The organism is Erythrobacter sp. QSSC1-22B, assembly GCF_001678665.1.
Classification (GTDB): Bacteria; Pseudomonadota; Alphaproteobacteria; order Sphingomonadales; family Sphingomonadaceae; genus Qipengyuania.
This window is the reverse complement of the sequence record NZ_LZRP01000001.1, coordinates 741,904-754,209: the sequence shown is the minus strand read 5'-3', so window position 1 is coordinate 754,209 and position 12,306 is coordinate 741,904. Positions and strand designations below refer to the sequence as shown.

Sequence of the window (12,306 nt, the reverse complement as noted above, 5' to 3'; positions counted from 1 at the left end):
CGGGTAGAGGGGGGCAGGTAGAGCGGAGCGTCCCGACGGGAGGTGGTATCCCGCGCCCTGGCTCGATGCCTGTTACAAGGTGCGCAGCGCCTGCGCGGGCTTGGCACGCAGCAACGGCAGCGACCCAAGGACCGCGAACAACAGCACCACCGCGATCCCAAGCCCCAGCACCGCAAGCACCGTGCCCCAGTCGGGCAGCCAGTCGAATTCGAACAGCTGGGTGACCACCAGCCAGGCGGTGAGACTTCCGAGCCCCAGCGCCACCAGCGCCAGCGCGCCCGCCAACAGGAGGTATTCGACCAGTTGCATCGTCAGGATCTGACGACGATCGGCACCCAGCACGCGCAGGATCACGGTGTCGTAGGTGCGCTGGGCGCGCGCGGCGGCAATTGCGCCCAGAAGCACGGCCAGCCCGGCCAGCACTGCCACGCCTGCTGCGGCGAGAGTCGCCAGCCCGACCTGTTCGAGTAGCGTGCGCGCCTGTTGCAGCACGTTACCGACCTCGATCACCGAGCTCGATGGAAATTCGCGCACCAGCGCCTGCAGCAGCGGTCCGGTCGGGGTCCCCGCGGTCAGCTCGATGGTGGCGGCGAGATTGTGCGGCGCATCCTGAATAGCGTTGGGGCTGAGCACGAAGACATAGTTGAAGCCAAGGCTCTCCCACTCGATCTGGCGAAGATTGGCGATCCGTGCAGTTCGTTCCACGCCAAGAACACCGAACGTGATCATGTCGCCGATCTGGAGTCCGGCCGCTTCGGCGAGTTCCTCGTCCACCGAGACCAGCGGCTCGCCGTTATAGGACGGGCCCCACCATTGGCCCGCGACGATGGTGTTGCTGTCGGGAATCTCGTCCGCATAGGTCAGCCCACGCTCGCCGCGTAGCGCCCAGGCGCCGTCGGGGACGTCCTCGAGCTCAGCGGTACGGGTCATCTTGCCCTCGGGCCCGAAGGCCAGCACCGCTCCGCGTAGCGCGGGAACGGCGCGGATCACGGCCTGCTCGTCCTCGGCCCAAACCAGTTGCTCGAAATCGCTCACCCGGTCGCGCGGGATATCGAGCACGAAGTAGTCGGGCGCCTGCTCGGGCACGCGCCGCTCAATATTGCCGTCAATCGCCGATTGCACGGCGGCGAGCAGCACGAAAGCGCCGAGACCGAAGCCAAGCGCGGTCACCAGCGCGGTGGTGCTCGATCCCGGGCGATGAAGATTGGCAAGCGCGTTGCGCGCGATCGGGCCGGAGGGACGCGGCAGCGCGGCGGCGAGGCGGCGGATCCCCATCGCCAGCAGCGCCAGCAGCCCGAGCGCCACCGCAGCACCGGCGAGGAACATCGCCGAGAGTTCGGGGCGGCTGGCGGTCAGCAGCGCCAGCGCGACGATTGCGACGAGGCCCGCCGCGACGATGCCCAGCGCCTTGCGGTCGCCGCCGAGCGGCGAGACACGCGCGCGCATCAGTGCCATCGCGGGGAAGCGCCGCGCGCGCATCAGCGGCGGGGCCGCGAAGATCAGCGCGACCAGAAGGCCATAGGCCAGCGCCAGCAGGATGGCGCCGGGGTCGATCACCAGCCCGCTGTCGACCGGGAGCAGGCCCTGCAGCGCCAGCGCCAGCACTGGAGTGACCGCAATCCCAACCAGAATGCCGGCGAGGCTGCCGACCACCGCCGCAGCAAAGATCTGCAGCGCATAGATGCGCGCGATATCGCCACTGCTCGCGCCGAGGATCTTCAGCGTCGCGATGCCCTGACGCCGGGCATCGAGATACGAGGTCACGCCGCCGCCGATCCCGATCCCGGCAATCACCAGCGCTGCGAGGCCGACGAGAGTGAGGAATTCGCTCATGCGGTTGACGAAGCGGTCGGCGCCCGGAGAGGCGCGGTCGGCGGTGCGGAAATCGAACCCTGCTTCGGGGAAGCGGTCCTCCAGCGTGTCGCGGACTTCCTCGGCGTCCTGCGCTCCGGCAAAGGCGACGCGGGTCTTGGTCTGATACATCGAGCCCGGTGCGATCAGACCGGCGCGGACCGGCAGATCCTCGGCCGCGATCACGGTGGGGCCGAGCTGGAAGCCCTCGCTGAGCTTGTCGGGTTCGTTGGCGATGATGCCGCCGACCGTGAGCGTCTGCGTCCCGATGGCGACCGCGTCGCCCGTCGCGATGCCGAGCCGGTCGGCCGCGCCCTGGCCGAGCCAGACTTCATCGGCTTCGGGCGCACCCACTGAGCGCCCGTCCTGCAGCGTCAGTTCGCCGTATAGCGGATAGGCCTCATCAATAGCCTTCAAGCCGATCGGAACCGCCTGTTCGCCGGCGCGCGCCATCGCCTGCATGCGGAAGCCGCGCGACAGCTCGCCATATTCGGCCAGCGCCGCGCTTTCCTCGTCCTCCAGCCCGCGCTGCCACAATTCGATCTCGAGATCGCCGCCGAGCAATTCCTGCCCGCTCGAGGATATCTCCTGCTCGATCGCGGCGGTCAGCGAGCCGATCGCGGTGAGCGCACCGGTGCCAAGGAACAGGCACACCAACAGCAGCCGCAAGCCGCGAAAGCGCGCGTTGAGATCGCGCCGCGCAATCCGCCATGCGGTCGCCCAACTCATGCGGGCGTCGTCGATCCGCGGGTATCGGTGGCGATGAGCCCATCGGCGAGGGTGATCACCCGCGCGCATTTCTCGGCCAGTTCGGGATCGTGGGTGATCACGAGCAGCGTTGCGCCGGTCTCGGCGCGGCGCGCGAACAGCAGGTCGACGATCTCGTGACCGGTCGCGGCGTCCAGATTGCCAGTTGGTTCGTCGGCGAAGATCAGCGCGGGGCGCGCTGCGGTGGCGCGCGCGATAGCGACGCGCTGCTGTTCGCCGCCGGACAATTGCTGCGGGTAATGGTCGATCCGGTGACCGAGACCGACCGCTTCGAGCTCGGCGCGAGCGCGGAGTTGGGCATCGCTCTCGCCGGCCAGTTCCATCGGGGTCGCGACGTTCTCGAGCGCGGTCATCGTCGGCAGCAGGTGGAAGGCCTGGAGCACGATCCCGATCCGCCCGCGGCGGGCGTGGGCAAGGCCATCCTCGCTCAGCGCGGCGAAATTCTCGCCCGCGACGCTGAGCGTGCCGCCGCTGGCGCGTTCGAGGCCCGACAGCACCGCCATCAGCGAGCTTTTGCCCGAGCCCGAGGGGCCGAGCAGCGCGACAGTTTCGCCAGTCTCGATCCGCAGGTCGATCCCGCGCAGGATTTCGACCGGCGCCTGTTCGGTGCCGAGCGTCAGGGTGAGGTTCTGGGCGAGGATCGTCGGAGAAGGGTTTGTCACGATGCTGGGATGGCATAGGGAAGGGGGGCACACAAGGAAGCTCGACGATGCATATAGGTAACTGGTCTATCGGCTGCGCCGCGCTGGCGCTTGCTGCCTGCTCTGGCGAAGCGGGAGAGGTGCCCGCTGCCGCCGAAGAAACGAGCGTCGAAGCACCTGCGCCAGAAGTAGCCGTGAGCGGCGAGGAGAGACGTATCCTCGCTTTCGGCAACAGCCTGTTCGCGGGCTACGGGCTGGCGGAAGCGGAAGGTTATCCGGAGCGGCTCGAGGCCGCGCTGCGTGGCGAGGGCGTGAACGCCCGGGTCATAGATGCCGGGGTCTCGGGTGACACCAGCGCCGCCGGGCGCCAGCGGCTGGCGTTCACGCTCGATGGTCTGGAGACCCCGCCCGATCTGGTTCTGCTCGAACTGGGCGGCAATGATCTCATCCGCGGGCTTTCACCAGAAGAGACCCGCGCCAATTTCGAGGCGATGCTCGGCGAATTGCGCACCCGCGATATCCCGGTGGTGATCATGGGGATGCGCGCGCCGCCCAATTACGGGCCCGAATTCCAGCAGAGTTTCGATTCGCTTTATGGCGAGCTCGCACAGGAATACGAAGCGCAGCTGGTGCCGTTCTGGCTCGAGAGCATCTATCAGGATCCCTCGCTGTTCCAGTCCGACCGGATCCACCCGACCGCGCCGGGGATCGAGGCGCTGGTTGCCGACACGCTGGACGATGTGCGGGGAGCGCTTCCCCAGGCGGAGTAAGCGTGTGCCAGCCTAGCGGCGCTGCACAGCCCCATCGGCGACATTCCAGACCGCAGCCTCACTGGCGATCGTTTCGAATGGGGCGAGTTCGGTCCCGGTGATCCAAACCTGCGCGCCGCCCGCGCGCAGCCGCTCGAACAGCGCCGCTCGCCGGTCGGGATCGAGATGCGCGGCGACCTCGTCGAGCAGCAGCAGCGAGGCGCGCCCCTTCGCCGAAAGCGCGGCGTGCGCTATAGTTATCGCCAGCAGCAACGCCTTCTGCTCGCCGGTCGAGCATTGCGCCGCGGGCATCCGCCGCGCGGCATAGAGCACGTCGAGATCGTCGCGATGCGGCCCGTCGAGCGTGCGCTGCGCGGCGCGGTCGCGGCGGCGGTTGTCGTGGAGCGCCTGCGACAGGCCTTCGTAGCCGAGCGGTCCACCCGGAGCATAGCTCAACGCGGGGCGCGGGAAGGGAGCTTCGGGCTGCGCCACGATCTCCGCCATCAGCGCGTCGATCAGCGCTGCGCGCCCTTCGCCCAGCGCGGTGCCGTGCTCTGCGAGTTGCGCTTCGATCGCGTCGAGCCAGCTTGGGTCAGGCTCGCGGTCGTCGGAGAGCAGGCGGTTGCGCTCGCGCAGGGCGGCTTCGTAGCGTCCGGCGTGGCGCGCGTGGATGGGGTCGATCGCCAGCGCCAGCCGGTCGAGATAGCGCCGCCGATCCTGCGCGGCGCCGGTGAACAGCCCGTCCATCGCCGGGGTCAGCCAGCCGATCGCAAGCCATTCGCCCAGCGCGACTGCAGAGCTTTCGGCGCTGTTGACCCTGACTTTGCGCCGCCCGGGGTGCGCGCCCTGAGTGTAGGTGCCCAACCGCACCGGCTCATCGGCTCCGACCAGGCTCGCCCCGACCGCGAAGCCATCCGTAGCCCCGCCGCGGACCATGTCGACCAGCGCGGCGCGGCGCATCCCGCGACCGGGCGAAAGCAGCGACAGCGCTTCGAGCACATTGGTCTTGCCCGCGCCATTGGCGCCGACGAGCAGGTTCATCCGCGCGGTGCCTTCGAGCGTGGTTTGGGCATGATTGCGGAAGTCGGAAAGCGAGATGCGGTCGAGCGCCATGAGCGTGTCGAGCGTTAGCCGTGCCCTCGGAGCGAGGCCAGCGCGAAACGTCAAATCGAACAGTTGGGAAAATACGCCAACCTTTCGGATCGATGAACGGTCGGTTCAGGTGTGGGCGGCTTCACAATGGCTGAATTCGGCCATTCCTTCAGTTTGGCACGGGGGTTGCAAACTACCTGGTGTCCCCGGAAGGGCCGGGGTTCAGGGAAATAAAAGGATCAACACCATGTCTTTCAGCACCATCAACAACGCCTTCGCCGCCGTCGCCGCTCTCGCCATCTCGGCCATCGTCATGGCCGCCGCGATCGTCCCCGCCAGCCCGACCGGCTTCATCGTCTGATCTGCGCTTGGCGCTCAACTCTCATCCAAACTGGAAGGACATCATGTTAAATTTCGATAGCAACAAGCTCTTCGCCGCCGGCTTCTCGCTCGCACTCTCGGGGATATTCCTGGCCATGGCCATCGTCCCCGCATCGCCCGGTGGTCTGATCGCATGAGCGATCTGCGCCACTCCGACCCGGGCGGCCCACCGTCCAAGAGCTTCCGTCTCGATCGCGAGCGCGGCAAGCTGATGGGGGTCTGCGCCGGGATTGCCAATTACTTCGGGATCGACGCCACGCTGGTGCGGGCAGGCTTCGTGATCGCCACGCTGGTCGGCTTCGGCAGCCCGCTCCTGATCTACCTCGCGATCGGGCTGATCGCGGATTGAGAGGCGCGGAGCGATCCGCGCCTCTCGCATGTCACGCAACCAATTCACCCTCACCAGTTCACATGGCCGAGATGCCGCCGTCGAGCTTGATCTCCGCGCCGGTCATGAACTTGCTCTCGTCGCTGGCGAGATAGACCACCGCATTCGCGATATCATTGGGTTCGCCGACGACCTTGAGCGGGATTTGGCGGGCCAGCTTTTCAAGCAGCACGCCTTTCTCGAGATTGTGCTGGCGCGCGGTCCCATCGAGGATCGGGGTGTCGACGAAGGTCGGATGGACCGAATTGCAGCGGATGTTCATCCGGTTCTTGGCGCAATGCAGCGCGATCGATTTGGACAGCATCCACACCGCCGCCTTGGACGCATTGTAGGCCGGCATCGTGTCGCTGGCGATGAGCCCGGCGATGCTGGAAATATTGACGATCGATCCCGGCGCATGGTCGCGCATCAGCGGCAGGGCCTTCTGGCAGCCATGGAAGATCGAATCGACATTGACCGAGAAGCAACGCTTCCAGTCGTCGAAATCGCAAGCCTCGATATTGCCGCCCACACCGATCCCGGCGTTGTTGACCAGCACATTGAGCCCACCCAGATTGTCGCGCGCCGATTGAACCGCGGCTTCCCATGCCAGCGGGTCGGTAACGTCATGGGCGATGGCAAAAGCCGTACCTGCGCCCAGTTGCGCGTCGATCAACGTGGCGGTTTCCAGCGCTCCCTCGCCGTTGACATCGGTGCACAGCACCCGCGCGCCTTCTTCGGCCAGCCGCATCGCATGCGCGCGGCCGAGGCCCTGCGCCGCACCGGTCACCAGCGCGAGCTTGCCCGCGCAGCGATTGCCCCTGGTCGTGGTCATTGTCTCTCTCCCGAAATGATGTCCTGTCCCAGCAGCATGAGCAGTCGGACGTCGATGCCGCAACCTTCGCCGCGTTTGCCATCGAGAAATCGCTTGAGCTCTGTGCGGGGAATCCGGTGGACAGTGATGTCCTCGCTCTCGGTCCCGCCGCCTTCGCCGACCCGCTCGAGCTGTGTCGCGCGGACGAGGGTAAAGCTTTCGCTGACCATTCCCGGCGAGGAATAATAGGTTCCGCAATCCTCGAGCCTCCCGGCTCGATAGCCGGTCTCCTCCTCGAGTTCGCGGCCCGCGGCGACGAGATCGTCCTCGTCTTCCGCGCCATCCTCGTCGCCGATCAGCCCGGCGGGCAGTTCGATGCAATTGCGTCCCAGCGGCACGCGATACTGCTCGATTAGGATCACGTCATCGCCGATCGTTGCGAGGATCACCGCGGCGCGGATATTGCGCGCACGGCCAACGTATTCCCAGCGCCCCCGGGTCTTGGCGACGACATATTTGCCCTGCCAGACGATCTCTTCGGGAGCGTCGCGATCTGCGGTCATGTGTCCGATCTCAATTCGTCATTGCGAGTGTAGCGAAGCAATCCAGAGGCCACTTCTGGCCGTCTCTGCATTGCCGCTCTGGATTGCCGCGCGGCTTCGCCGCTCGCAATGACGAAGCGCTGGAAAATATCCGAGGGTATCAAACCTCGATCAGGCGGTCGGGCAGTTCGTTGACCGGCTCGCCGGTGCGGGGGAAATGCTCGGCGAGCACCTGCCCGACATCGCGGACCCCGGCTGCCATCCCCTCGGCCACGCAGCCGCGCCCGATGTCGGCGAGCATGTCGGCCATCGCCTCGCCCCAGACATCGGCGGAAACCTGCTCGGCTATCGGCCGGTCGGCGACGATCTCGGCGCGGTGCTCCTGCATCGACAGGAAGATCAGCACCCCGGTACGCCCGTGGGTACGGCGCTCGGCACCGACCTTGAAATAGGCGATTGCCCGCGCATGAACGCGCGCGGTCTTGACCGGACCGGGTACGATCCGGAACTTGATCGCCTCCAGCGAAAGCAGGAACCAGGAAAGGAGGAGGGCGATCAGCCCGAGCATGATCGTCATGGTGGCGAGTTCGCCGGTGGTCCATTCATGCGTCCAGCCGCCGATCAGCGAATCCCACAGATCGAGGAAGGGCTGCGGCAGGAAAGCGAACAGGCTCATCGCCGAAAAGGCGATGCCTGCGGCCCACATCAACACGATGTCGTCATAGCCGTCCGAGCGATCGGCGAGCACGGTCACGATTTCGCCGCTGGTGGTGGCTTCGGCTTTGGCAACCGCATCGCTCACGATGGCGTGCTGGTCGTCGGTCAGATAGGCCATCTACCACCCCCCCGAGGCGCCACCGCCCCCGAAACTGCCGCCGCCGCCGGAGAAGCCGCCGAACCCGCCGCCGCCTCCGCCGAAGCCGCCTCCACTGCCGCCGCTGTTGGCCAGGCCGCTGGCGACCGCCTTGCCGACTTCCCACAGGATGATGTTGCGCGCGATGTCGCCCCCGGCACCACCGCGGCGATAGCGCCGCTTGCCGCCGCCACCCAGCATCGGCACAACGAAAAAGAAGAAAATGACTGCCAGCCAGATCAGCGCCCCGACCGGGAATCCGCCGTCGCCGGCGCGCTCCTGAGTCGCCTGCTGGGCGATCGCCGCTGCCTCTTCGGGCGGCAGTTCGAGCTGGGTGATGATCCGCTGCGCGCCCTGCGCAATCCCGGCGGAGAACTGGCCATCGCGGAAATAGTCCTTCATTTCCTCGACATATTCGAACGCCAGCCCGTCGGGCAGGGTGCCTTCGAGGCCGTAGCCGACCTCGATCCGCATCAGCCGCTCGTTGGGTGCGACGATCAGCAGCACCCCGTCGTCGCGTTCGGCATCGCCGATCCCCCATTCACGCCCGAGGCGATAGCCGTAATCGGCGATGTCGTAGCCCTGCAGATCGGGGAGCGTGACGATGACGAACTGGCGCTGGTTGCGCTGCTCGAATTCGCTCAATTGCTGGGTGAGCTGCGCTTCGGTGGCGTCGTCGATGATGTTCGCGGCATCGACGACGGGCGCGGTCCCGCGCTCGGGGAAATCCTGTGCATGGGCGACAGGCGCGAGCACGGCTATCAACACGAGCCCGGCCACCAGCATGAACAGCTGGCGGAGCAATCCGATCGGATGGGTCATTCGGGCGATGTCAGCCCCGCTCAATTGGCAGCGGGTGCAGAGTCGCTGCGACCCATGTCGAGTTCGGGCGCTACCTCGGCGCCTTCGGTCGCGGCCTCATAGGGCACCATCGGCTCGGCACCGTGGATGATGTTGGCACCGATCGTGTCGGGGAAGGTGCGGATGGTGGTGTTGTACTGGCGAACCGCCTCGTTGTAGTCGCGGATCGAGGTCGAGATGCGGTTTTCCGCGCCCTCGAGCTGGACCATCAGCCGGCCGAAATTCTCCTGGCTGCGCAGTTCGGGATAGCGCTCGACCGATACCAGCAGCCGCGACAGCGCGCCGCCGAGCTGGCTCTGGGCCTGCTGGTATTGCTGCATCGCTTCCGGATTGCTGAGATCGTCGCCATCGATCTGGATCTCTGGGCGGGTCGCCGAAGCGCGCGCCTCGATTACGCCCTGCAACGTCTCGCGCTCCTCCTCGGCGGAGGACAGCACGACCTGCTGGAGATTGGGGATGAGATTTGCGCGGCGCTGGAACTGCGCTTCGACATCGGCCCATTTGGCCTTGGCGTTCTCTTCGGCGGCGGGCACCGAATTGATCCCGCATGCGGACAGCGTCAGCGCCATTGCGGCGATGCCGATGGCCTTGGTTGCGGTGCGAATGGCTGCGATGCGATTCATGACGTACCCCTCGGTGTAAAACTGTCTTAGCTAGATAGCACGGTCCCGATTTCTTTCAAGCCAAGCCGTCATGAATAGGCAGGGCTTGAGGCCGATTCTGGTCCGTGGCAGGGCGACTGCGGAACGATATGCCAACTGCGGGAAGAGACGCCATGAAACTGGGAACCGAGTTCAAGAAATTCATCGCGCGTGGCAATGTGATCGATCTTGCGGTCGGCGTGGTCATTGGGGCAGCCTTCAGTGGGATCATCACTCAATTGACCCAAGGGGTGCTGATGCCCCTGATCGGCTGGATCTTCGGCGATATCGACTTTTCCAACTGGTTCCTGCTGCTGGGCGAGGTGCCCGAGGGGTACGAAGGCGCGCTCGACAATTACGAGCAGCTCAAGGAAGCGGGCGTCGCGATGATCGGATACGGCGCGCTGATAACCGCGATGATCAATTTCCTGATCGTGGCCATGGCGCTGTTCCTGCTGGTCCGCAGCGTCAACCGCGTGACCGAGGAAATGCAGCGCAAGCAGGCGGAAACCGAGGACAGCTCCAAGAACCCCGAAGTGCCCACCGATCCGCAGCTCGATGTGCTCAAGAAAATCCTCGTCGAACTGAAGCGTGAGCCCGTGACGCCCACCGATCCTTCATCCACTTCACATTAAGCTTCGCATCGCTATATAGGGCGGGTCGGTTTCGGCCGACTATGGCGATAAAGTGTTGCGTACAATAGGCACAACGGACCCGGGGGCAGTACCCGGCGGCTCCACCACCAGCGGCGAGAAACCGCCATTGATGCTGGGGCCGAACTAGGATCGACGTGTGTTGAAAAGCGCAGTTTTTGCTCGGGCTGAGTAACCCGTTCAAGGCTCAAAACCATAAGTGCCAATGACAATGAAGCACTCGCTCTTGCTGCGTAATTTGATGGCCTAACGGCCTGACTTTACAAAGCCAAAGCGCGGTTGGACCGACCGGGCAACAGAACGGATTCCGGGGCTCCGGGGGTAGCTAGCAACAGAAACCCCCACCTTCCTCCAATTGAAATCGAAATCGAGATGCCGGGCGCTGGCTAGCCAGCGTTCTCACCCTGTAGGGCTGCCTTTGCGGCCTGCTCGTAGCGGATCGCGTCGAGAATCTTGGCGCCGCCCAGAAACACTGCGCCTGCGGTCGCCGCCCACAAAAGATAGCCCCCTAGGCCAGGATACTCGAGCGTGTATCGGACGCCGCGCGTCATCGCGCCCAGCGCGAGCGCGAAGATGATCAGATACGCCTCGAAGCGCGTCTTGATCACAAACAGTCTTCCGATCCGGCGCAGCACGCGAACTCCTTTGGTTTAACCATGGGAAAGCAAACACCATGCCAGCGTCGCTGGCCAGCCGGTCCCGATAGTTAATCGATGGAGGGGGTGTAAGGCGCGCCGACACGACAAGTCCAGCGCGCCGGGCCCGCTATCCCGCAAAGCTCGGACGCTGTCTCGAATCGGGTCAGGCCAGAAGCTAGTCAGGCCAGAAGCGGGTCAGGCCAGTTCGTCGAGCGCCAGCACGCCCAGCAGCGCCTCGCGGGCCTCGATCACGGTCTTGGCCAGCGTTTCGCTGCCGATATCGGCAGGGTCGATCTGCTCGGGCCACATCTCGGCGATGACCGATTCCGCCCGCTGGAGGCGCGGTTCGTCGAACAGGAAGCGCGGATCGACCGTCGCGGGATCGGCAACCACGCGCAGCCGCAGGCAGGCGGGGCCGCCACCATTGGCCATCGACTGGCGGACATCGACCGGGATGACCTTGCGGATCGGACCATTGCCCGCAAGCATGCGTTCGCACCACGCCCAGACCGCGGGGCTTTCCTGGCATTCGCCGGGTACCACCAGCGCCATCGTGCCATCCGGCAGTGTGAGCAATTGCGCGTTGAACAGATAGGTGCGGATCGCCTCTTCCAGGCTGACCGCCTCCTCGGGCACTTCGACCACCTCCAGCGTCGGGAAAGCGGCGCGAATGGCCTCGTAGGCACCCTGCTGGTCGGCGAAGGCGCGCGCATGGGTAAACAGCACCCGCTGGTTCGCCACCGCGACGACATCATTGTGGAAGGCGCCCGCAGCGATCGCTGCGGGGTTCTGTTCGATGAACACGCAAGCCGCAGGGTCGAGCCCGTGCATGCGCGCCACCGCGCGGCTGGCCTGTTCGTGCTGGCGCGCGGGGAAGCGGCTGCCCTGCTGGCCATAGACGAAGACCTCGACGCCCGCAGCGGAATGGCTCTCGCACAACCGCATATGGTTCGCCGCGCCCTCGTCGCCGAAGCTGGCGGGGACCGCGTCATGGACTGCGAAATGGCGGGTGTCGGCAAAGGCCAGCGCCAGCTGGCGTTTGGTGTCGCGCCATTCCTGCCCGCGGTGGAGCATGGTCACCAGATTGGCCGGGGTCAGATGGCAGCGGCCATCGGCGGTATCGGGCGCGGGGCTGACGGTGGCGGCGTTGGCGGTCCACATCGAGCTCGCCGACCACGCTGCGGCAATCAGCGCAGGCTCGCTCGAGGTATCGAGCGCGAGTTCACGCATCAGGCCGAAATTGGGGCGCGGGAGCGGCAGCAGGAAGCCCTGCGTCAGCCCCAGTTCCATGTTGGCGCGCATCTTGGCGATACCCTGCAACGCGGCAGCGCGCGGATAGGAGGGCTCGCCCTTGTGGCTGGCGCTGGCGATATTGCCCAGGCTGAGCCCGGCGTAATTGTGGCTCGGCCCGACGATGCCGTCGAAATTGATTTCTGCAAGCGCCATACGTTTCCT

Annotated in this window: 15 protein-coding genes and 1 other RNA gene; 6 read left to right on the top strand and 10 right to left on the bottom strand. The window is 65.8% G+C overall.

Going from position 1 to position 12,306, the window contains the following annotated elements; genetic code table 11:
- Window positions 1-72: 72 nt before the first annotated feature.
- Complete coding sequence (locus A9995_RS03585) at window positions 73-2,580, bottom strand: ABC transporter permease (protein ID WP_067609231.1); 2,508 nt, start codon at window positions 2,578-2,580, stop codon at window positions 73-75.
- Window positions 2,577-3,281, bottom strand: a complete 705-nt coding sequence (locus A9995_RS03580; RefSeq protein WP_199797203.1) for an ABC transporter ATP-binding protein — start codon at window positions 3,279-3,281, stop codon at window positions 2,577-2,579. The genes A9995_RS03585 and A9995_RS03580 overlap by 4 nt, the downstream gene beginning before the upstream one ends.
- Before the next feature lie 47 nt (window positions 3,282-3,328).
- On the opposite strand from A9995_RS03580, the gene A9995_RS03575 reads away from it, so the two are divergent.
- Entirely contained in the window at window positions 3,329-4,030 is a 702-nt protein-coding gene (locus tag A9995_RS03575) for an arylesterase (RefSeq protein ID WP_067609223.1), read from the top strand.
- 12 nt (window positions 4,031-4,042) lie between these two features.
- Here A9995_RS03575 and recF read toward each other — a convergent pair whose 3' ends face one another.
- Complete coding sequence (gene recF / locus A9995_RS03570; protein ID WP_067609220.1) at window positions 4,043-5,122, bottom strand: DNA replication/repair protein RecF; 1,080 nt, start codon at window positions 5,120-5,122, stop codon at window positions 4,043-4,045.
- Between the two features lie 226 nt (window positions 5,123-5,348).
- Here recF and A9995_RS17190 point away from each other — a divergent pair, with 226 nt between their 5' ends.
- From A9995_RS17190 to A9995_RS03565, 3 genes are read left to right on the top strand one after another with little or no spacing between them, the layout of a single operon-like run.
- Window positions 5,349-5,462, top strand: coding sequence for an enoyl-CoA hydratase (locus A9995_RS17190; protein ID WP_199797202.1), 114 nt, complete (start codon window positions 5,349-5,351; stop codon window positions 5,460-5,462).
- A gap of 43 nt (window positions 5,463-5,505) precedes the next feature.
- Complete coding sequence (locus A9995_RS17185) at window positions 5,506-5,619, top strand: recombination protein F (RefSeq protein WP_199797201.1); 114 nt, start codon at window positions 5,506-5,508, stop codon at window positions 5,617-5,619.
- Window positions 5,616-5,831, top strand: a complete 216-nt coding sequence (locus A9995_RS03565) for a PspC domain-containing protein (protein ID WP_067609216.1) — start codon at window positions 5,616-5,618, stop codon at window positions 5,829-5,831. Before A9995_RS17185 ends, A9995_RS03565 begins: the two co-directional genes overlap by 4 nt.
- A 58-nt stretch (window positions 5,832-5,889) precedes the next feature.
- Here the strand turns inward: A9995_RS03565 and A9995_RS03560 are convergent, their stop codons facing one another.
- From A9995_RS03560 to A9995_RS03540, 5 genes are all read right to left on the bottom strand, one after another.
- Complete coding sequence (locus A9995_RS03560) at window positions 5,890-6,684, bottom strand: SDR family oxidoreductase (protein WP_067609213.1); 795 nt, start codon at window positions 6,682-6,684, stop codon at window positions 5,890-5,892.
- Entirely contained in the window at window positions 6,681-7,226 is a 546-nt protein-coding gene (locus A9995_RS03555) for an NUDIX hydrolase (protein WP_067609209.1), read from the bottom strand. Before A9995_RS03555 ends, A9995_RS03560 begins: the two co-directional genes overlap by 4 nt.
- Before the next feature lie 139 nt (window positions 7,227-7,365).
- Window positions 7,366-8,040 (bottom strand): TPM domain-containing protein, encoded by a 675-nt coding sequence (locus tag A9995_RS03550; protein ID WP_067609206.1) that lies wholly within the window; start codon window positions 8,038-8,040, stop codon window positions 7,366-7,368.
- On the bottom strand, window positions 8,041-8,880 hold the full coding sequence (locus A9995_RS03545; protein ID WP_082992434.1) for a YgcG family protein: 840 nt from the start codon (window positions 8,878-8,880) through the stop codon (window positions 8,041-8,043).
- Between the two features lie 20 nt (window positions 8,881-8,900).
- Window positions 8,901-9,542: a LemA family protein gene (locus A9995_RS03540; RefSeq protein WP_082992433.1), complete on the bottom strand. Its 642-nt coding sequence runs from the start codon at window positions 9,540-9,542 to the stop codon at window positions 8,901-8,903.
- Between the two features lie 152 nt (window positions 9,543-9,694).
- Here A9995_RS03540 and mscL point away from each other — a divergent pair, with 152 nt between their 5' ends.
- Window positions 9,695-10,195 carry a large conductance mechanosensitive channel protein MscL gene (gene mscL, locus A9995_RS03535; protein WP_067609202.1) on the top strand — a complete coding sequence of 167 codons (501 nt, stop codon included), beginning with the start codon at window positions 9,695-9,697 and terminating at the stop codon, window positions 10,193-10,195.
- Window positions 10,182-10,524: a transfer-messenger RNA gene (gene ssrA / locus A9995_RS03530) on the top strand. Before mscL ends, ssrA begins: the two co-directional genes overlap by 14 nt.
- 75 nt (window positions 10,525-10,599) lie before the next feature.
- On the opposite strand, the gene A9995_RS03525 is transcribed toward ssrA, so the two are convergent.
- Window positions 10,600-10,848, bottom strand: coding sequence for a hypothetical protein (locus A9995_RS03525; protein ID WP_067609197.1), 249 nt, complete (start codon window positions 10,846-10,848; stop codon window positions 10,600-10,602).
- A gap of 198 nt (window positions 10,849-11,046) precedes the next feature.
- Window positions 11,047-12,297, bottom strand: coding sequence for an N-succinylarginine dihydrolase (locus A9995_RS03520; protein ID WP_067609193.1), 1,251 nt, complete (start codon window positions 12,295-12,297; stop codon window positions 11,047-11,049).
- Between the last annotated feature and the right edge of the window lie 9 nt (window positions 12,298-12,306).

Coding starts and splice junctions, on each gene's coding strand:
- A9995_RS03550 (WP_067609206.1), bottom strand. CDS start 8,040: ATGGCCTATCTGACCGACGACCAGCACGCCATCGTGAGCGATGCGGTT.
- A9995_RS03560 (WP_067609213.1), bottom strand. CDS start 6,684: ATGACCACGACCAGGGGCAATCGCTGCGCGGGCAAGCTCGCGCTGGTG.
- A9995_RS03540 (WP_082992433.1), bottom strand. CDS start 9,542: ATGAATCGCATCGCAGCCATTCGCACCGCAACCAAGGCCATCGGCATC.
- A9995_RS03545 (WP_082992434.1), bottom strand. CDS start 8,880: ATGACCCATCCGATCGGATTGCTCCGCCAGCTGTTCATGCTGGTGGCC.
- A9995_RS03555 (WP_067609209.1), bottom strand. CDS start 7,226: ATGACCGCAGATCGCGACGCTCCCGAAGAGATCGTCTGGCAGGGCAAA.
- A9995_RS03575 (WP_067609223.1), top strand. CDS start 3,329: ATGCATATAGGTAACTGGTCTATCGGCTGCGCCGCGCTGGCGCTTGCT.
- A9995_RS17185 (WP_199797201.1), top strand. CDS start 5,506: ATGTTAAATTTCGATAGCAACAAGCTCTTCGCCGCCGGCTTCTCGCTC.
- mscL (WP_067609202.1), top strand. CDS start 9,695: ATGAAACTGGGAACCGAGTTCAAGAAATTCATCGCGCGTGGCAATGTG.
- A9995_RS03565 (WP_067609216.1), top strand. CDS start 5,616: ATGAGCGATCTGCGCCACTCCGACCCGGGCGGCCCACCGTCCAAGAGC.
- A9995_RS03585 (WP_067609231.1), bottom strand. CDS start 2,580: ATGAGTTGGGCGACCGCATGGCGGATTGCGCGGCGCGATCTCAACGCG.
- A9995_RS03520 (WP_067609193.1), bottom strand. CDS start 12,297: ATGGCGCTTGCAGAAATCAATTTCGACGGCATCGTCGGGCCGAGCCAC.
- A9995_RS17190 (WP_199797202.1), top strand. CDS start 5,349: ATGTCTTTCAGCACCATCAACAACGCCTTCGCCGCCGTCGCCGCTCTC.
- recF (WP_067609220.1), bottom strand. CDS start 5,122: ATGGCGCTCGACCGCATCTCGCTTTCCGACTTCCGCAATCATGCCCAA.